Source organism: Trichococcus flocculiformis (assembly GCF_963662535.1).
Lineage (GTDB): Bacteria > Bacillota > Bacilli > Lactobacillales > Aerococcaceae > Trichococcus > Trichococcus flocculiformis.
Genome location: NZ_OY759718.1, coordinates 2,824,479 through 2,842,482, shown reverse-complemented (window position 1 = coordinate 2,842,482; position 18,004 = coordinate 2,824,479). Strand labels below are relative to the sequence as shown.

Annotated in this window: 16 protein-coding genes; 11 read left to right on the top strand and 5 right to left on the bottom strand. The window is 48.6% G+C overall.

Annotation, left to right across the window (positions count from 1 at the left end; all coding sequences use genetic code 11):
• Nucleotides 1-137 precede the first annotated feature (137 nt).
• Complete coding sequence (budA, locus tag ACKPCD_RS13500) at nt 138-851, top strand: acetolactate decarboxylase (protein WP_321433506.1); 714 nt, start codon at nt 138-140, stop codon at nt 849-851.
• 74 nt (nt 852-925) lie between these two features.
• On the opposite strand, the gene pfkB is transcribed toward budA, so the two are convergent.
• A complete protein-coding gene (gene pfkB / locus ACKPCD_RS13495) occupies nt 926-1,840 on the bottom strand; it encodes a 1-phosphofructokinase (RefSeq protein WP_321433505.1) in 915 nt (304 codons plus the stop codon).
• 235 nt (nt 1,841-2,075) lie between these two features.
• Here pfkB and ACKPCD_RS13490 point away from each other — a divergent pair, with 235 nt between their 5' ends.
• Entirely contained in the window at nt 2,076-4,466 is a 2,391-nt protein-coding gene (locus ACKPCD_RS13490; protein WP_321433504.1) for an AAA family ATPase, read from the top strand.
• Nucleotides 4,467-4,516: 50 nt separating this feature from the next.
• On the opposite strand, the gene ACKPCD_RS13485 is transcribed toward ACKPCD_RS13490, so the two are convergent.
• On the bottom strand, nt 4,517-5,383 hold the full coding sequence (locus tag ACKPCD_RS13485; protein WP_321433503.1) for a DegV family protein: 867 nt from the start codon (nt 5,381-5,383) through the stop codon (nt 4,517-4,519).
• Between the two features lie 135 nt (nt 5,384-5,518).
• Here ACKPCD_RS13485 and ACKPCD_RS13480 point away from each other — a divergent pair, with 135 nt between their 5' ends.
• Complete coding sequence (locus tag ACKPCD_RS13480) at nt 5,519-5,857, top strand: hypothetical protein (protein WP_086990416.1); 339 nt, start codon at nt 5,519-5,521, stop codon at nt 5,855-5,857.
• A gap of 113 nt (nt 5,858-5,970) precedes the next feature.
• Here ACKPCD_RS13480 and rlmN read toward each other — a convergent pair whose 3' ends face one another.
• On the bottom strand, nt 5,971-7,035 hold the full coding sequence (rlmN, locus tag ACKPCD_RS13475; RefSeq protein WP_068559217.1) for a dual-specificity RNA methyltransferase RlmN: 1,065 nt from the start codon (nt 7,033-7,035) through the stop codon (nt 5,971-5,973).
• 237 nt (nt 7,036-7,272) lie between these two features.
• Between rlmN and ACKPCD_RS13470 the strand changes: the two genes are divergently transcribed.
• The 3 genes from ACKPCD_RS13470 (at nt 7,273) to ACKPCD_RS13460 (ending at nt 8,718) form a co-directional block, all read left to right on the top strand.
• Nucleotides 7,273-7,641, top strand: coding sequence for an iron chaperone (locus tag ACKPCD_RS13470; protein WP_276641177.1), 369 nt, complete (start codon nt 7,273-7,275; stop codon nt 7,639-7,641).
• Nucleotides 7,642-7,700: 59 nt separating this feature from the next.
• Nucleotides 7,701-8,036: a DUF1622 domain-containing protein gene (locus tag ACKPCD_RS13465; protein WP_086990422.1), complete on the top strand. Its 336-nt coding sequence runs from the start codon at nt 7,701-7,703 to the stop codon at nt 8,034-8,036.
• Nucleotides 8,037-8,175: 139 nt separating this feature from the next.
• Nucleotides 8,176-8,718 (top strand): DUF2202 domain-containing protein, encoded by a 543-nt coding sequence (locus tag ACKPCD_RS13460; protein WP_321433502.1) that lies wholly within the window; start codon nt 8,176-8,178, stop codon nt 8,716-8,718.
• Nucleotides 8,719-8,956: 238 nt separating this feature from the next.
• Here ACKPCD_RS13460 and ACKPCD_RS13455 read toward each other — a convergent pair whose 3' ends face one another.
• Nucleotides 8,957-9,250: an antibiotic biosynthesis monooxygenase gene (locus ACKPCD_RS13455; protein ID WP_288925842.1), complete on the bottom strand. Its 294-nt coding sequence runs from the start codon at nt 9,248-9,250 to the stop codon at nt 8,957-8,959.
• Nucleotides 9,251-9,479: 229 nt separating this feature from the next.
• Between ACKPCD_RS13455 and ACKPCD_RS13450 the strand changes: the two genes are divergently transcribed.
• Nucleotides 9,480-10,199, top strand: a complete 720-nt coding sequence (locus tag ACKPCD_RS13450; RefSeq protein ID WP_321433501.1) for a 16S rRNA pseudouridine(516) synthase — start codon at nt 9,480-9,482, stop codon at nt 10,197-10,199.
• 306 nt (nt 10,200-10,505) lie between these two features.
• Here ACKPCD_RS13450 and ACKPCD_RS13445 read toward each other — a convergent pair whose 3' ends face one another.
• Nucleotides 10,506-10,883: an MmcQ/YjbR family DNA-binding protein gene (locus tag ACKPCD_RS13445; protein WP_276645227.1), complete on the bottom strand. Its 378-nt coding sequence runs from the start codon at nt 10,881-10,883 to the stop codon at nt 10,506-10,508.
• 153 nt (nt 10,884-11,036) lie between these two features.
• Between ACKPCD_RS13445 and ACKPCD_RS13440 the strand changes: the two genes are divergently transcribed.
• The 4 genes from ACKPCD_RS13440 to ACKPCD_RS13425 all read left to right on the top strand — a co-directional run bounded on the left by ACKPCD_RS13440 (nt 11,037) and on the right by ACKPCD_RS13425 (nt 17,989).
• Entirely contained in the window at nt 11,037-11,522 is a 486-nt protein-coding gene (locus ACKPCD_RS13440; protein WP_321433500.1) for a MarR family winged helix-turn-helix transcriptional regulator, read from the top strand.
• Nucleotides 11,523-11,559: 37 nt separating this feature from the next.
• On the top strand, nt 11,560-13,776 hold the full coding sequence (locus ACKPCD_RS13435; RefSeq protein WP_321433499.1) for an ABC transporter ATP-binding protein: 2,217 nt from the start codon (nt 11,560-11,562) through the stop codon (nt 13,774-13,776).
• A complete protein-coding gene (locus tag ACKPCD_RS13430) occupies nt 13,773-15,641 on the top strand; it encodes an ABC transporter ATP-binding protein (protein ID WP_068559200.1) in 1,869 nt (622 codons plus the stop codon). The genes ACKPCD_RS13435 and ACKPCD_RS13430 overlap by 4 nt, the downstream gene beginning before the upstream one ends.
• Before the next feature lie 824 nt (nt 15,642-16,465).
• Nucleotides 16,466-17,989 carry an MFS transporter gene (locus ACKPCD_RS13425; RefSeq protein ID WP_321433498.1) on the top strand — a complete coding sequence of 508 codons (1,524 nt, stop codon included), beginning with the start codon at nt 16,466-16,468 and terminating at the stop codon, nt 17,987-17,989.
• Nucleotides 17,990-18,004 lie beyond the last annotated feature (15 nt).

The following is an 18,004-nucleotide window of genomic DNA, read 5'->3' as shown; positions in this document are numbered from 1 at the left end:
GGCCCTATTCTGGTCGCCCAGCACCTGATACCCATGAAGACGCGATTGTTTGCCGCCTTCTGGCTATGATATAATGGGCTATCATGGTCAGATAGAAAAATAAATGATTGCACAAAGGCACAGAAGGGCGGAAGCAGATGGGCGAAAGTACATTGTATCAGCATCAGACGCTGGGTGATTTGATGGCGGGGGTATTCGACGGAACTCTGACATTCGAAGAACTGTTGAAGCATGGGGATATCGGCATCGGGACTTTCCATGATTTTGAAGGGGAACTGATCCTGCTTGACGGCATCGCCTATCAAGCGAAGGCGGACGGATCGATTTCGAAAGTCGATCCATCCCAGACAACACCGCATGCGGCGGTGACATTTTTCGAACCGGACCGCGAATACGCTATCGACAGGCCGATGACGTTGAGAAAAGTACGCTCGGACATCGTCAAGCGCGTGCGCAGCCGGAATGTGTTCTCGGTCGTCAAAATAACGGGTCATTTCGAATATATGCATACGCGGGCAGTGCCGAAGCAACAGAAGCCTTATCCGCGCTTGATCGAAGCGACGCGTGTCCAGCCGGAGTTCGAGACCTATGACATGCAGGGGACAGCAATCGGCATCTATACGCCGGAATTGTTCGATGGAGTCGCCAAAGGAGGCTTTCATTGTCATTTCATCAGTGACGACCGCAAGTTCGGTGGGCATATCCTTGATTACATCGTTGATGAAGCAAAATGCGAAATCCAAACTATCGAAAGCATCACACAACACTTCGCCGTCCAATCCGATGATTTTATGGACAAAGAAATCGACTACCATAACTTAGCGGAAGAAATGGCCGAAGCAGAAGGCTGATAAAGAAAAATGGGAAAAAGCGTTGGATAACCTCCGGAGACCGGGATTATCCAACGCTTTTTAAGATTGTGGACTTATTCGATTTTTTCCAAAATAACGCGGTCCAACTGCACTTCAATCTCATCGGCGGTGGCGATATCGGGTGAGAAGGCTGTGGCAGTCCCGCAAGCGACGGCTACCCGGAAAGCTTCCAAGGGGTCCCCAGTACGGATAAAGGTCCCTACAAACCCGGCCACCATGGAATCCCCGGAGCCGACCGGATTGGCGACTTCACCGGATAACGGCGGCGCATAGATGACTTCCTGCGGTGTGAAGAGCAGTGCGCCGTCGCCGCCGAGTGAAACGATGGCATGCTGGGCACCCAATTCAACCAATTGCTTGCCGTAAGGAATAACCTCTTGCCAAGTGGCGAAAGTCCGGCCGAATAATTCGCCTACTTCCTTCTGGTTGGGTTTCACAACCAAGGGATGGTACTGCAGACTGTTCCGCAATTCCTCCTTAGTGATGTCGCAAGCAAAAGGCACGCCTTCTTTATGAAGGGAGCGGATCAGCTGTTCATAAAAATCCTTCGGCATGGAAGGGAGCTTGCTGCCCGACATCACTACAAAGTCCTGCGTTGAGATGTCCTCAAAACCTTTCATGAAACGGGCGACTTCCTCATCGGTTGCGCTGGGACCGTAGTCGCTGATTTCGGTATCCTGGTCCGACTTCAGGACGAGATTGATGCGGGTGCGCTCCTTGATCACGGTGAACTGGTTGAGGATATTCAGTTCCTCCATGTAGTCGCGCACAAAGTCACCGGTGAAGCCGCCACGGAATCCTAGCGCAATCGAAGGGATTCCGAGAGCTTTCAGGACGCGCGAAACCATGATGCCTTTCCCACCGGGCGTGATCAGTTCATTCTGCATATGATGGGAATGGCCCAAAGTCAATTGAGGGACAGTGACGATATAATCGATGGTCGGATTCAGTGTGATCGTGTAAATCATATATAATTCCTCCAGTCTGGGATGGCACGCAGTTCTTTCGCTTTCAACCAAAGTATAACCCTGTCGGCAGGCAAACTCAAAAGATAGCCTTTTTGCGCAGGCTCCCAGCTATGAACGAGAAAATCGGTGAGCGTAAACGCATGAAAAGGGACGGAATTGTGCTAAAATAAAGGGCATCGTGAAAAGGTCCATTTTAGATAAATAGAATATACGAACGGGAAGGAAGAAGCTTCGGATGACAGAGGATAACATTAACGAAAACATAGATGAGAGGCTAAAAGGAATTGAAAACAACATCAGGAAAAACATGTCCTTGAGCAGCGTCCCGGTCTTGATGGAAGCCATCCGGACGCATCCAGATCATCCACATGTGAATTACTTGTTGGGGCTCAGCCACTACAAGAACCGCAATCTCGAAAAAGCGATGCACTACGCACTGCGGGCGGTGGAATTGGATGGCACCGGCGATGCCTATTTGACACTGCTGGCGAAGCTGTATGCGGAGGACGGCGATGACAAGGCAGCGGAGAGCTATGCGCAAGCCGCCTTCGCCCGCAACCCCGCCAATTGGGAAGCGGCACTTGTGCTGGCGAAAATGGCCTTCGAAAAGAACGACCTCCCGCGGGCGTTGGAACTCGTCGATCAGGTACTCAAGCATACGCCGAAATCTTTCGCGGCATTGCGCTTGAAATCGAAAGTCTACCTGCAGCAGGAAGAGGAGCTTGATACGATTCTGGCATCCATCGAAGAATCCGAGAAATACGGCTATGACGATGCCATCGAATACGACCGCGTTTATGCCTACTATATCCACGGCCGTTTCGACGAATGCCGCCGTATCCACAAGGAATTGGAACGGACGCGGCCGCTTTCGCACAGCACCGAAAAAGTCGGCAAGCTGATCGCGACCATGCAGTCGAGCAGGCTGGCAAGAAGGGCCCCTCATGCCGACTACTTTCATATGGATGCCGCCCATTCCAACCGAAAAGTCAAAGTTTCTTTGGAAGAGTCCCTGGCCGAGCTGAGTGATCTGATAGGTCTGACGGAAGTGAAGGAGACCATCAACCGGATCGTGAAGCTGGTCGAATACGACAAAAAACGGGCCTATATGCTGTCGATCGAGAAAAATGAACAGCCTTCCTATCATTTCGCCTTTTCCGGCAATCCGGGCACAGGAAAAACGACGGTAGCCAGGATTTTGGGGGACATCTTCTATTCTTTGGGCATCCTCGAATCAGGTCAATTGGTGGAAGTGGATCGCTCGGACCTGGTCGGCGGCTACGTCGGCCAGACTGCCCAGAAGACCAAAGCCGTCATCGAATCGGCCATGGGCGGGGTGCTGTTCATCGATGAAGCCTATTCTTTGGCGTCCTCGGACAGCGATTCGCTCGATTACGGATCTGAAGCCATCGATACGTTGATCAAAGCGATGGAAGATCACCGCAATGACTTTATCGTGATCCTTGCGGGTTATGACACCGGCATGAAGCAGTTGCTGAAATCGAATCCTGGCCTGTCGAGCCGGATCAATATGCAGATTGATTTCGAAGATTTTTCCGACCAGGAACTGCTGGAAATCGCCAAGGCGCAAGCCAAGGATAACCATTATACGCTGACAGAGGAAGCGGAGCAGGCCTTCAAGGTAAAAATCAATCAGGAAAAAGTCGTCCCGCAGTTCGCCAATGCCCGTGCCGTCCGAAACATCATGGAAGAAGCGATGCGCGAACGGGCTTTCCGTCTGAGCGAAAAGTCCGTGACGAAGGATGATTTGATCATCCTTGAGCCGCTCGATTTCGGCATCGACCCGAACCAGCTGTTCGGGGATAATATCGAAGACTTGATGGCGCAGCTGCGTAATCTGGTCGGATTGAAGGATGTCAAAAAACAAGTCAGCTCGATCATGAACTACGTGCGCGCCGAGAAACGCCGCGAAAAGATGGGGCATCCGATGAACGATTTGTCCTTGCACATGGTCTTCACCGGCAACCCCGGCACAGGTAAGACGACCATCGCGCGATTGATCAGCCAAATCCTGAAATCCATCGGTGTGCTGAAGCGCGGACACATGATCGAAGTCACGAGGGAAGATTTGGTCGGACAGTACGTCGGCCAGACCGGACCGAAGACATTGGAGAAAATCAAGGAAGCGTACGGCGGCGTCTTGTTCATCGATGAGGCCTATTCCCTTTATTCCGCTTCCGAAAACGACTTCGGTTATGAAGCCATCAGCACCTTGATCAAGGAGATGGAGGACAACCGCGACAAATTGGTCGTCATCATGGCGGGCTATCCGAGCGAGATGGAGCAGATGCTCAGTATGAACTCCGGCATCCGCAGCCGTATCGCCTACACGGTCGATTTCCCGGATTACGATAGTGAAGAACTGACAGAAATTTTCCACATGGCCGCCTCTCAGCAAGGTTTTGTGCTGACGGAGGAAGCCCAGGAGAAAGTGAAGAATCTGTTCGTGCAGTCCTATACAACACGCGACAGCCATTTCGGCAACGCCCGCACAGCCAGGAGCCTCTTCGAGAAGGCGAAGCTGCACCAAAGCAACCGCTTGGCCGAAGATGAGGACGCGGACTTGTTCACGATCCTGCTGGAGGATATCGAAGAGAATAGTTAGATAAAAAACTTCTGCATACGGAATTATTCCGAGGGCAGAAGTTTTTTGTCTTATTCAGTATTTCCTGATTTTTCGATCCCAGCAATCCCGAAAGCGCCGGGACCGCCATGGGAAGTGATGACGCCGCCGGTCTGGACCCAAGTGACATCCCGGAAGCCGTTTTCCTTCGCGTAGTTTTCCATTTGGGTCATGATTTCTTCATCCAAACCGAGCGAATGGATGAGGTACAGCTTGTTGTCGTCAATTGCGTAAGCCTTCAGGTAGTCATCAAAAAAATCGACAACGACGCGGCTCATCTTGCCGCGGTATTTTTTTGTGGAAACCAATTTGCCGTCGATCAATTCAATCGTCGGTTTTATCTTCAGGAGCGATGCGCCTAAATAGGCTGTGTTGGAGACGCGGCCGCCTGCCCTCAGGAACTCGAGGCCGGATGGCATGAACGAGAAGTGCGTACGCGGCACTACAGCTTCGATGGCGGCAACCAGTTTTTCGACTGCTATATCCGGCTCCTTTTCAAGCAAATCGGCAGCATAAAGCACGATCGCGGCCAAACCGCCGGATACGTTCAGGGCATCGATGAGGTAAATGTTCTCGAAATCTTCCGCCGCCAACACAGCACTCTGAAATGAGGAGGACGCCTTGGAGGTATAGCCGATATGCACGATGCTGCTTTCGGGATGCTCAGAGCGGATTTTTTCGAAAAAGGCGGTATATTCGTTCGGATTGGTTGCGGTCGTGGAAGGGGTTTTTTTGGTTCGCTCGTAATAATCATACAGATCTGTGACCGGAAAAGAGCCATCAAGATGATCGACATCATCCATGATGACGTGCATCGGGACAATCCGGATAGTGTGTTTCTTTGTCAACTCAGTAGGGATATCCGCGCCGCTTTCAGTCGTAAGGATTACTCTGCTCATGTTATTCCTCCGTCTCCAATGGTCAAATATATTATTGCCAATGGACTTAATTTGTTGGTTCCAATATACCACACTTTTAGTGCCCGACCAAAAAGTGTTATGATGGCATCAGAACCAGGAAGGGAAGAATGAGGCATGGATAAGAGAGGTAAAAACCGGAAATCGGATCGCGTTACGATGCTTGCGGTTGCGGGGTATGTGTTGTTCTTGGTGATCGGCTTTCCCGCGGCCGAGAAAGCAGGCGGCTTCTATCCGGCGCTGCTGATTTTGGCGGGAATCGCAGTTCTGTTTGCGATTGTCTACTACCATTCGCGCGTGAATGCGTACAGCTGCCCTCAGTGCCGCCGGAAATTCAAAATCAGCTTCCTGAAGGATCTGCTGTCTTTGAACGGAGGCAAGCAAGGCAAACGGTTGACTTGCCCGCATTGCGGATTCAAAGGTTGGGTGCAGGAGACCGCGCCTGACGAGGAATAAAAATCAGCCCGACCACCCACCAAGCTAAGGTCAACAACACCAATAAAATCAGAAACGAGCAAAAAAACAGAGGCCGGCTCATTTTATTTTGAGACGGCCTCTGCTGAGGTCAATTATTTGGTTGCTTTTTCCAGATGCTTGCTGCGTAGTTGGCCGCAGGCAGCATCGATGTCGGTGCCGTGCTCTTTGCGGATGACGCAGTTGATGTTGTTCTTTTTGAGGATATCATAGAATGCCAAAATATCCTTTTTGGTGCTGCGTTCGTATTTGATGTGTTCGGCAACCGGATTGTAAGGGATCAGGTTCACGTAGGAAAGGTGACGCTTGTCCTTCAACAAGGCAACCAATTCGTGCGCCTGCTCCGGTCTGTCGTTCACACCAGAAATCATGATGTATTCGAAAGTGATGCGGCGGTTAGTCTTTTCCAGATATTCGTCGATGGCAGCCATGACTTCCTTCAGAGGATGTTTACGGTTGATGCGCATCATGCGGCTGCGGATTTCGTCGTTCGGCGCGTGTAGGGACAAAGCCAAGTTGACTTGCAGTCCGTTTTCTGCGAATTCGCGAATTTTCGGAGCCAATCCGCTGGTGGAAACGGTGATGTGGCGCGCGCCGATTGCCAAACCTTTGGCGTGGTTGACGATGTTCAGGAAGGCGATGACATTGTCGTAGTTGTCGAACGGTTCGCCGATGCCCATCACGACGATATGGCTGACACGTTCGCCATTGCCTTTTTGATCCAAGTAGTGCTGGATCTGCATGATCTGTGCAACGATTTCGCCGGCAGTCAGATCGCGTTGTTTGCGTTTCAGGCCGCTTGCGCAGAACGTGCAGCCGATATCGCAGCCGACTTGGGTCGTAACGCAGACGGACAGGCCGTATTCCTGACGCATCAGAACGGTTTCGATCATCAGTTTATCTTCCAGTTGGAAAAGATATTTCGTTGTGCCGTCCGCTGATTCTTGGACGACCACTTGATTCAGGGGCTGCAGCAAGAAGGTGTCGGAGAGAAGGGCAACCAAATCTTTTGACAAGTTTGTCATTTCCGAAAAGTCCAGGACGCGTTTGATATATAGCCAATCCCAGATCTGTTGGGCGCGGAATTTTTTCTGGCCTTGTTCCAACAGCCAAGCTTCCAGCTGATCCAAAGTCAATCCATAAATAGAAGGTGTATTCATTTTACTTTCCTTTCTTTACCGTACAAATTTTCAATCCATATCATAACATATTTTTTTCAAAAAGAAATGACTTCCGTAAAAGAAGTGAAAGGGAGAGAAAAAGCACTTCAAATGCCCGGAATTCCCGATGAAAGTGATCGTCAGTCCATTTAGCCTGCAAACACTTTCATCAGTGTATGATATACTATTTGCAGGGACATAAACAACGGAAAATCCAGACTACCGAGGTGATTTAAAATGGGAGAAACAACTATAAAAAATGAAACAATCGATGCATACATCAGCAGCTATGATGAGGTTGTTCAGCCAATCCTGAAGGAGCTCCGTCGGGTGATAAAGGAAGAAGCACCCGATGCGACAGAAAAAATCAGCTATCAGATGCCAACCTTCTACCTGAACGGGAACCTGGTGCATTTTGCTGTGCAGAAAAATCATATCGGTTTCTATCCGGCACCAAGCGGCGTTGCGGCTTTCAAAGAAGAATTGACGGAATACAAGACCTCGAAAGGCGCCATCCAATTCCCGCTGACGAAACCTATCCCATACGAGCTTGTGCGCCGGATCGTCCGCTTCCGGGTCGAAGAAGCAAGGGAGAAAAAGAAATAAGAAAAATAAAAAGAACGGATTTGTTACCAAATTTGAATATGGAAAAAGGAGGGATGTTCATGAATTTGCATGCTGTCTTAACCGAAGTCATCCCGACATTGGCGAGTCTGATCGAAGGCATCGGTGTCCTGATCATCCTCTATGGATGCGTCAAGTCGTTGTATCTGTTCATAATTGACAGGCTTAATCTGAGCAACAACCAACCGAAACTCGAGTTGGCCAAAGCGCTGGCGTTCAGTCTGGAGTTCAAACTGGCCGCGGAAATACTGAAGACGGTCATCATCCAGACAATCGACGAATTCATCGTGCTCTCAGCCATCGTCATCCTGCGGGTCGTGCTGACGGTCGTCATCCATTGGGAAATCAAAAGCACCAATTCAGAAGAGTTGGATTGATTTCTTGGTCCATCTTCTCGGGAAAATGACAACGCTCACTTTTCGCCCCGCTTTTGCCATGCTTTCGACATACTTCTTTTCTATACTGAACCTGTAGAAAAGAGGATCATGAAACATACAAAAAAGGGAGCGAATCAAAATGAAAAAATGGCGGAACGGAATTGTAGGCGGGACTTTGGCAGTCTTATTGTTCAGCGGCACCGGCGTCATGGCATCCGAGGACGAAGAGTTATATGGGGCAGCAGCGGTGAGCGAAGGCGAAACGTATACAATAGAAGAAATGTTGGTTTACGCCATCCAGGATGAATACATGGCTGAAGCGTCCTATCTTGCAATCATGGATGCATACGGAACAATCAAGCCATTCACGAGCATCGCCAAAGCGGAAGGCACACACATTTCCTTATTGTTACCACTGTTCGAAACTTATGGATTTGAAGTTCCGGAAAATGAAGCGGAAGCTCGAATTGAGTTGCCTGCGTCTTTGGCGGAAAGCTTTGAAAAAGGCGTGGCCGGTGAAATCGAAAACATCTCTGTTTATGGGCAATTTCTTGGGGCCGAAGATTTGCCGGATGATGTCAGAAGCGTCTTTGAACGCTTGATGACCGCATCCGAAAAGCATTTGGCAGCCTTTGAACGCGGCGTTGATGGAAATCCCGACGGAGCTGGCAGGAGAAAATGATGTGAATTCCATACGTAACAAGCCCCGCGCAGAATAAACTTGCGCGGGGCTTGTTACGTATGAGTGTTTGATCTGCTGGTTGTCCGATAACAACGAAGAATCGGACAACCGGAGCGCAAGCGACTTGGAGATTGTCCAATAACCGCGAAGAAACGGACAACCTCCAAGCAACCCACAAGCAATCGACACGCAAGTACAACAGGCAATATTTCAAAAAAGAAAGTATTGAAGACTATTGTCAAAAACTTTCGTAGTAGCTCATTTCCATACCCAAGATATACTCAGGACGCTCTTTCTTAATGCGATGACCGGCTTTATGGACATCGCTCTTTTCCCAGTTCTGCCAATCTTTTTTTGTGCCCCATTTGATCAGGACGAGCACTTCTTCGCTCTCTTTGTTGACGGATCGGACATAGGTCTCAATGCTGTCGAAACCGGGTTGTTGAGGCAGTAAGGTACTGGTCTTGAATTTATTTACAGCGGCTTCCGAGAAACCGCGGGCAATCGATAATTTTCTGGCTTGGATGAACATGGGCGCTACCTTCTTTCATTTATAATAAATACAGCTTATTTTTATATAGTGGATAGTATAGCAGAACTGGCTGGAAAGTGTAAGGAAAAGATTAGAAAATAATGTGGAAAAAAATCTGAGCATATGGGAATAATGGATTCACGTTCTGGTTTTTTGCGAGAACTTGCGTCAAGTATCTTTTCCGCTTAGAATAAAAGGACTGCAATAAGGACAGAAAGGAAGAGGCTGGATGCGATTGGACAAACTGCTCAGCGAATGCGGCTACGGTTCGCGAGGACAAGTGAAAAAATTGATCAGAAGCAAACAAGTCAGCATCGACGGGGAAATCGTGCTGGCGGAAAACCGCAATGTTGATCCGCAACTACAGACGGTCATTGTTTCGGGGAAAACGCTGACGAATCGCACCAATGTCTACTATATGCTGCACAAACCGGCTGGCGTTGTGACGGCGGTATCCGATGAAGGCAACCGCACCGTCATCGATCTGATCGATCCGTCCGACCGCAGACCGGGTCTCTATCCTGTGGGACGGCTGGACAAGGACACGGAAGGGCTACTGCTGATCACGGACAATGGGCAGCTGGGCTATCAGCTGTTGCTGCCGCATAAAAAAGTGATGAAGCGCTATGAAGTCGTCGTGAACGAGCGCGTGACCACCGCCGATCAGGAAGCCTTCGCTGAAGGAATCGTCTTCCACGGAGGGACGACCTGCAAACCTGCCCGGTTGACCATCCTCAGCCACGGAGACGACGAAAGCCGCGTGCTGCTGGACATCAGCGAAGGGAAATTCCACCAAGTGAAGAAGATGTTTCTTTCGGTCGGCAAAAAGGTCACTTACCTGAAACGCCTGACGATGGGACCGATCGAATTGGATGAATCGATTCCGCCGGGCAGCTACCGGCCGCTCAACGAAGCGGAATTGGAACAACTGAAGCCGTATTTCCGCTAGAAAGAAGGCAAATCAAGGGGCTGTATAAAACCAGAAAGCACTATTCTGGTTTTATACAGCCCCTTCTATTTGGGAAATGAATGACTGCTCAGTAATAACCCGCCAAAAGCGGTCAGGCGGGGGAAAACAACTCAAACTACAGTCAGAAAACCCGCCAAAACAACCTTGGCGGGGAAAAACGTCCGCGGACAATACGAGACTCCCCATCAAAACCATTTTGGCGGGGAATCTCGCTTACAATCATAAACGCGAACCCAAGATCAGACAATCATATCAGCAAACAAGAAAGAAGAAGCTGACTCATGTTCAATGCAGATCCTGTACACCTGTTTTTTTCCTCGGTTTGGTCTGCGTCAACCGGTAGCTTTCCGTGATGATCCGGTCAGCGACCGGGAAGAGTTCTTCGGAGACGATCCGCAAGGTGATCCAATGGGTCTTGTTCATATGATAGGCGGGCATGATTTCCGGAATCGTCTCGCGCAGAAAGTCGTTCCGCTCGGGAGTATTCTTTACGTTCAGCCAAACTTCACCGTTCCGTTCATAGATGTAAGCGAAAGTTTTCCGGTTGCCTTCGTGGCGCATGACGGTCCATTCTGAGTCGCCGAACGGATAATCTTCGATGACATGCGCGTGTTCTTGGCAAAGGGCAATAAGCCGATCCCGGACAGAAATTGTTTCTTCCATGCTGATCTCCTTTCCAATTCATTTGATGCTATCTCCATTATATTCAATTTTTCCGAAAATGGCTCGCATCGGATCGAATCTATTGACATATGGATGGATAATGCGATAATAGATAGCGTGCTATGTATAACTGTTCGGAAAGGAGGAGACATTTTGATATCACGCGAGATGATGGGGGCCTATATCCCGATGCTTCATAACCAATTCAAGGAACAGATGAACCTCCTGGTGGGTAAAATCGATCTGACCACTTCCCAGATTCATGTGCTTTTCTATCTGAAGAGCCGTGGTGACGAGGAAGTGATTCAAAAAGACATCGAGGAGACTTTCAATCTTACTAATCCGACCGTGACCGGAATCATCAAACGGCTGGAAGCGAAGGGTTTCGTCACACGCACGGTCAGTTCGAAGGATGCCCGCTCCAAGAGCATTCATCTGACCGAAAAAAGCATCGCCGCCTCAGAAGAGATGAAGCGGGCTATGCATGAAGCCAATAAAAAAGTTTTCGAAGGCTTTAATGAAGAGGAGCTGGACGTGTTGGAAGAATGCTTCATAAGGATGCTGCACAACCTGGAAGGCGGCTGCAGCCACCAACATGGACATGGACACGGGCATGTGCATAAAAAAGAAAGCAACTAAATTTAGGAAAGAATAGGGAAAGCATATGAAAGTGATAATGAAGTACTTAAAACCTTTTGCCGGTACGATACTGGTCAGCTTGCTGATTTTGTTCGGTCAGGCGATCGGCGAATTGAGCCTGCCGAATCTGATGAGTGACATCGTCAACACGGGCATCCAGAACGGAGGCGTCGAACAGGAAGCGCCTGAAGCACTGCCGGCGGAAGGTTTCGCGCTTATGACATTGTTCATGGATGAAGAGGATAAGGAAACGTTCCAGGAAAGCTATGAGCTGATCGAGGGTGGATCGGCGGAAGCCGAGGCCTACAACGCAGAATTTCCGGAAAGCCAGGAAACGGATTTCTACGTGCTGGATGAAACCGATCCGGAACAACTGATCTCGTTGGAGAGCATCTTCAGCAAGGCAAGCTACAGCTTCGTGACGTTTATGCAGGAAATGGGCGGACAGCAAGGCGGTACCGCGGCAGTCGATGCCGAGAGCGGCTTCGAGAATGTCGATTTGGATCAACTGTACGCGTTGGTGCCGCAACTGCAACAGCTGCCACAGGAAGCGTTCACTGAATCGATGGATGTTGCCGATGCTGCCGAGCCGATGCTCTACAGCCAAATCGGGATCCTGTTCACGAAACTATTCTATCAAGATCTAGGAGCGGATATGGATGCGCTCCAAAACCAATACATCATGACGAAAGGCGCACAGATGCTCGCCATCGCAGTTGCGGTGTCTGTTGCTTCCGTAGCGGTCGCGTATTTCTCTTCGCGTATCGCCGCGAAAGTGTCCGGTCGGATGAGAAGGGATGTCTTCGCCAAAGTCGAAAGTTTTTCCAACACTGAGTTCGATAATTTTTCAACAGCATCCTTGATTACGCGCACAACCAATGACGTGCAGCAAATCCAGCAGCTGATCACTATAGGTATCCGCATGCTGTGCTATGCACCGATTTTGGCTACTGGTGGTCTGATCATGGCAATAGACAAGAGCGTTTCGCTGGCGTGGACGATCGCCGTTGCGGTTATTGCCCTTATCGGTATCATGATGTCGATCCTGTCGATCGCGATGCCGAAGTTCAAAGTGCTGCAAAGCTTGACGGACAGATTGAATCTGGTCAGCCGTGAGAATCTTTCCGGCATGATGGTCATCCGCGCTTTCGGGAATGAACCATTTGAAGAGAACCGATTCAACGACGCCAATGAAGATTACACCTATACAAACCGCTTTGTGCAGCGTTTGATGTCGCTGTTGATGCCTGCCATGATGCTCGTCATGAACGGTGTTTCGCTGCTGATCATCTGGTTCGGAAGCCAGCAAGTCGCTGATTCTGCCCTGCAGATCGGGGATATGATGGCCTATATCCAATATGTGATGCAGATCATCATGGCCTTCTTGATGATTTCAATGATGTTCATCTTCTTGCCGCGTGCTTCTGTATCGGCAACACGGATCGGGGAAGTGTTGGATACGGATTTGAGCATCACGGATCCAAACGACGCGCAACCGAGCTTAAAGAATGAAGGCCTCATCACCTTCAAGGATGTTTCTTATCATTATCCGAAGGCGAGCGAGAACGTGTTGAACAACATTTCCTTTACCGCTAGACCAGGCGAAACGACGGCAATCATCGGTTCGACCGGTTCTGGTAAATCGACATTGATCAATCTGATTCCGCGCTTCTATGATGTGACGGACGGCGCCATCGAAATCGACGGCATCGACATCCGCAAAATGACACAAGCCGATCTGCGCGCTAACATTGGCTATGTCCCGCAGAAGGGGATGCTTTTCTCCGGGAATATTGTATCCAACATAGCGTATGGAAAAGATGATGCTTCGACGGATGAAATCATGAAAGCACTCGAAGTCGCCCAAGCGAAAAACTTTGTTTCTGAGATGGAAGACGGCATCGAAACGGCTATTGCACAAGGCGGCGGCAACGTCAGCGGTGGGCAGAAACAGCGCTTGTCCATTGCGCGTGCATTGGTTAAAAAAGCGCCGATCTATATTTTTGACGATAGTTTCTCGGCGTTGGACTTCAAAACGGATGCGGCTTTACGTTCGGCTTTGGATGCCTACACGGATAACGCAACTGTCCTGATCGTGGCGCAGCGGATCAGCACGATAATGGATGCGGAACAGATCATCGTTCTAGATAAAGGCAGGATCGTTGGGATAGGGACTCACGATGCGTTGATGAAAAACTGTGAGACTTATCAAGAAATTGCTAAATCTCAGCTTTCGGAGGAGGAATTAGCATGAGCGAAATGAAACAAAGAAGAACGCAAGGCGGACCGGGCGGAGGCCATGGTCCCATGGGTGGGATGAGCGCTCCGGTGGTGAAAGCGAAGGACTTCAAAGGCGGATTCAAAAAATTGGCCGCGTATCTGTCGCCGTTCAAATGGCTGATGGCAGTTGTCTTCATTTTGGCGATTTCGTCCTCTCTATTCGGGATTGTCGGACCAAAAATCATGGCTTTGGCCATCGATAAATTGGTCGCCGGCATCATGCTGAAATTCACTGGCGGATCCGGCGAAATCGATTTCGATTACATCGGTACCGTACTGTTGGGGCTTTTGGGCTTGTACGTGCTGAGTGCCACTTTCTCTTATCTGCAAGGGTTTCTGATGTCGGGTGTCTCCGCAAAAGTTTCCTATAAACTGCGCAAAGACATCATGGAGAAAATCAACAAATTGCCGCTGGCTTATTTCCACAAGAACAGCCAAGGGGACGTGCTTTCCAGGATCACGAATGATGTGGATACGCTGAATACCAGTCTGAACCAGAGCCTCACCCAAATCATCACGTCGATCACAACACTGGTAGGTGTTTTCATCATGATGCTGACGATCAGTTGGTCGCTGACACTTGTCATCCTTGGCGTGCTGATTGTGTCCATGATGCTCCTGATGCTGATCATGTCGAAGTCGCAGAAGCACTTCGCTAATCAGCAAAAATACTTGGGTGCGGTCAATGGCCATGTTGAAGAGATGTATGGCGGACATGTGGTTATGAAAGCCTTCAACGGGGAAGCAAAATCGGTTGCCGCTTTCGATAAAGAGAATGATCAATTGATCGAAGCCGGATTCAAAGCTGAATTCCTTTCCGGTTTGATGATGCCCTTGTTGAGCCTGATCGGAAATCTTGGGTATGTCGTAGTCTGCATCATGGGTGGTGCGATGGCGGCTGCCGGAAATATGACGATCGGGGATATCCAAGCCTTCCTACAGTACGTGCGCAACTTCACCCAACCTTTGACGCAAGTCGCGCAAGTGGGGAGTCAATTGCAACGGATGGTGGCTGCCTCTGAACGAATCTTCGAATTCCTGGAAGAGGAAGAAGAGACAGTGACCGAAGCAAAAATCGAAATGGCGACCGCTGATGTGAAAGGGAATGTCCGTTTCGAGCATGTCAAGTTCGGTTATGAACCGGATCATCTGGTCATCAAGGACTTCTCCGCTGATATCAAAGAAGGACAAAAAGTCGCGCTCGTTGGTCCTACCGGTGCCGGCAAGACGACGATGGTGAAATTGCTGATGCGTTTCTACGATTTGACGGGTGGAGCCATCTACATCGACAACCACAAACTTACCGATTTCACGCGCAGCGATCTGCGGACGGAATTCGGGATGGTGCTGCAGGATACATGGCTATACAACGGCACCATTATGGAAAACATCCGCTACGGGAAACTGGATGCGACGGATGAGGAAGTCATCGCTGCCGCGAAAGCTGCGCAAGTGGATCACTTTGTCCGGACATTGCCGGATGGTTATGACATGGTCCTGAACGAGGAAGCCAACAACGTTTCTCAGGGAGAGAAGCAATTGTTGACGATCGCGCGCGCCATCCTTGCCGATCCGCAGATCATGATCCTGGATGAAGCGACGAGTTCGGTCGATACGCGGACGGAAGTGCTGATCCAGAAAGCGATGGACACGCTGATGCACGGCAGGACGAGCTTCATCATCGCGCATCGTCTGTCGACCATCAAAAATGCCGACCTGATCCTCTGCATGAACAACGGGGACATCGTCGAACAAGGAACCCACGAAGAATTGCTGGCGAATGGCGGCTTCTACGCCGAACTCTACAACAGCCAATTCGACGAAGGCGAAGAAGTATAAGAAAAGCGAAACGGGTTCGCTCAGCCCTGATTAAGGAAACACTGTGACCTAATCGGTCAAGTGTATCATGCCTCTAAGCGATTGAAATCGCAAGAGTCATGACAATTTAGGAAATCTGGCCTCGCAACGTTCCCTACGGTCACCTTGTACTGGGACTCTAAGGGATGAATCCCTAAGAGTCCCATGCAAATGAGCATCGTAGAGCGCAATTGCTGAGAGACTTTCTGCGTCAGCAGATTAGTCGAACAGTATGTCTTGGCTCGCAGAGACAAGAGGTTCCTTATTCTTTTTTCCGAAGGGCTAACCCGTGCAGCTAGCCAATGCTTTGGGATGCATAGAATATTTTGAAACTCTATAAAACACCAACGGTGATGCACTTTTGATTCTATAAAAGTTCTCTATTATGACAATAAAACTGCATCATGCAGTCTAAAGAAGATGATCCCAAGCCGCAATCGGGATCATCTTCTTTATTTTTTTGTCCATTTGCCAAAGAATAATTGTGAAAGCGGATTTGTCAATACCGGATATGAAAAAAAATATTGAAAAGTCACCAAATGGAAATGAGAGCATCCGCAAGAAGAGTCTAAACCTTTGAGGAATCCTCGCGTTGCGCATTTATCCCATTAAGGATGATAGCGTTCACAAATTGTTAATAATAAAAGAGTTGTAACCGGTTACCTTTCGGTGATATTCTTTCCTTAGGTCTTACAACCAGGTTTTATTAAATACGTTGCGAATTCTTTCTGAAGCAACTAAGTTTCACAATGTGATAATAAAAACCTGTTTATAAGTTCTGGATTTTTAATTTGGAGGGGAATTATATGTCAAAAAAGGATTCAACGGTTCTGAACGAAACGAAACTCAATCGAGCCAAGCTATGGCAGATCGTGTTATTCACTTTGAATAACTCATCAACAAATATTTACTTGTTCGCCTTTGGTTTTGTCGTCTACTATTCCACAGGGCTTGTAGGCTTAACCGCGTTGTTCGTCAGTCAAATTATGGGGTATATCCGTATCTTTGATGGTGTAATCGATCCGGCTATTGGAGTTTTGATTGACAAAACAGATACTAAATTCGGCAAGTATCGTCCTATTATGGTTTTGGGCAATCTTATTACTGTTATTTCCTTCTTGGTATTATTTAATATTCATGGTCTGGGCGAAGGAATGAAAATTCCGATTTTCTTACTTGCATTAGTCGTGCATAAAATCGGCTACTCCTTGCAAGCAACGGTTACAAAAGCCGGCCAAGCAGCGTTGACAAGCGATCCGAAACAGCGTCCTATCTTCAATATCGTTGATGGTTGGGTAACGACATTATTGTTTACGGGTGGTCAAATTGTTGTCGCAAACTTCCTAGTGCCGAAATACGGCGGTTTTACTCCGGAATTCTTCAAAGTATTTATTCCAGGAGTCATGATCATTTCAGCTGTTCTAGGAATTTTGGCAATCATTGGTATTGCGGAAAAAGACAACAAACAATACTTCGGTATCGGTGAAAAAACAACCAAAACATCATTCAAAGATTACTGGGCAATCATCAAAGGCAACAGACCTTTGCAAATGTTGACCATGGCAGCAGCTTTTGTGAAATTCAATGCACAAATGTTCGGAGACCAAGTTGTATTGATGATCCTGTTCGGTATTATTTTCGGTAACTTTGGTTTGTCAGGAACAATCTCGTTAGTGCTGATTTTGCCTAACCTTTTATTCACAACCTTTGCGGCAACCATTGCTCAAAAAAGAGGATTGCGTTACTCCTACGTTCGTTACTTGCAGGGTGCCGTTGTTTCATTGGCCCTATTAGGCGGCTTGCTTTTCTTTGCAAATCCAGGAGACTTAAGCTTCTCTAATGTAACGTTATGGACAGTTGCCTTCACAATCATTTTTGCCTGTGCGAAAGGTTTCACATCCACACCATCAGGCTTGGCCTTGACGATGGCAGCTGATGTCTCTGACTATGAAACAAGTGTTTCCGGGCGTTATGTTTCCGGTATGTTGAGCACCATGTTCTCATTGACTGACTCTGTAGCATCATCGTTCGCTCCAATGTCGATCGGGTGGATCTTAGCCGCTGTAGGATTTGCGCAAGCTTATCCAACGGCTGACACACCGCTTTCGCCACAATTGCGCCTGGCTGGTATTGTAATGATTTCAGTTTTGCCTTTAGTCGGTACACTTATTGCATTAATGTTCATGAAATTCTACCCATTGGATAAAGAAACGATGGAAAGTGTTCAAATTAAAATTGCAGCAATGAAACAAGCAGACCCAAGTGATCACGATAATGAAGCAGAAATGCCTCAAGCGATCCCTAATGCAATCCCTGCAGTAAATGACTAAAGCTACGATTTTTCA

Excerpts from the sequence above, each read along its gene's own strand:
- budA (WP_321433506.1), top strand. The coding sequence starts at position 138 with ATGGGCGAAAGTACATTGTATCAGCATCAGACGCTGGGTGATTTGATG.
- pfkB (WP_321433505.1), bottom strand. The coding sequence starts at position 1,840 with ATGATTTACACGATCACACTGAATCCGACCATCGATTATATCGTCACT.
- ACKPCD_RS13490 (WP_321433504.1), top strand. The coding sequence starts at position 2,076 with ATGACAGAGGATAACATTAACGAAAACATAGATGAGAGGCTAAAAGGA.
- ACKPCD_RS13485 (WP_321433503.1), bottom strand. The coding sequence starts at position 5,383 with ATGAGCAGAGTAATCCTTACGACTGAAAGCGGCGCGGATATCCCTACT.
- ACKPCD_RS13480 (WP_086990416.1), top strand. The coding sequence starts at position 5,519 with ATGGATAAGAGAGGTAAAAACCGGAAATCGGATCGCGTTACGATGCTT.
- rlmN (WP_068559217.1), bottom strand. The coding sequence starts at position 7,035 with ATGAATACACCTTCTATTTATGGATTGACTTTGGATCAGCTGGAAGCT.
- ACKPCD_RS13470 (WP_276641177.1), top strand. The coding sequence starts at position 7,273 with ATGGGAGAAACAACTATAAAAAATGAAACAATCGATGCATACATCAGC.
- ACKPCD_RS13465 (WP_086990422.1), top strand. The coding sequence starts at position 7,701 with ATGAATTTGCATGCTGTCTTAACCGAAGTCATCCCGACATTGGCGAGT.
- ACKPCD_RS13460 (WP_321433502.1), top strand. The coding sequence starts at position 8,176 with ATGAAAAAATGGCGGAACGGAATTGTAGGCGGGACTTTGGCAGTCTTA.
- ACKPCD_RS13455 (WP_288925842.1), bottom strand. The coding sequence starts at position 9,250 with ATGTTCATCCAAGCCAGAAAATTATCGATTGCCCGCGGTTTCTCGGAA.
- ACKPCD_RS13450 (WP_321433501.1), top strand. The coding sequence starts at position 9,480 with ATGCGATTGGACAAACTGCTCAGCGAATGCGGCTACGGTTCGCGAGGA.
- ACKPCD_RS13445 (WP_276645227.1), bottom strand. The coding sequence starts at position 10,883 with ATGGAAGAAACAATTTCTGTCCGGGATCGGCTTATTGCCCTTTGCCAA.
- ACKPCD_RS13435 (WP_321433499.1), top strand. The coding sequence starts at position 11,560 with ATGAAGTACTTAAAACCTTTTGCCGGTACGATACTGGTCAGCTTGCTG.
- ACKPCD_RS13430 (WP_068559200.1), top strand. The coding sequence starts at position 13,773 with ATGAGCGAAATGAAACAAAGAAGAACGCAAGGCGGACCGGGCGGAGGC.
- ACKPCD_RS13425 (WP_321433498.1), top strand. The coding sequence starts at position 16,466 with ATGTCAAAAAAGGATTCAACGGTTCTGAACGAAACGAAACTCAATCGA.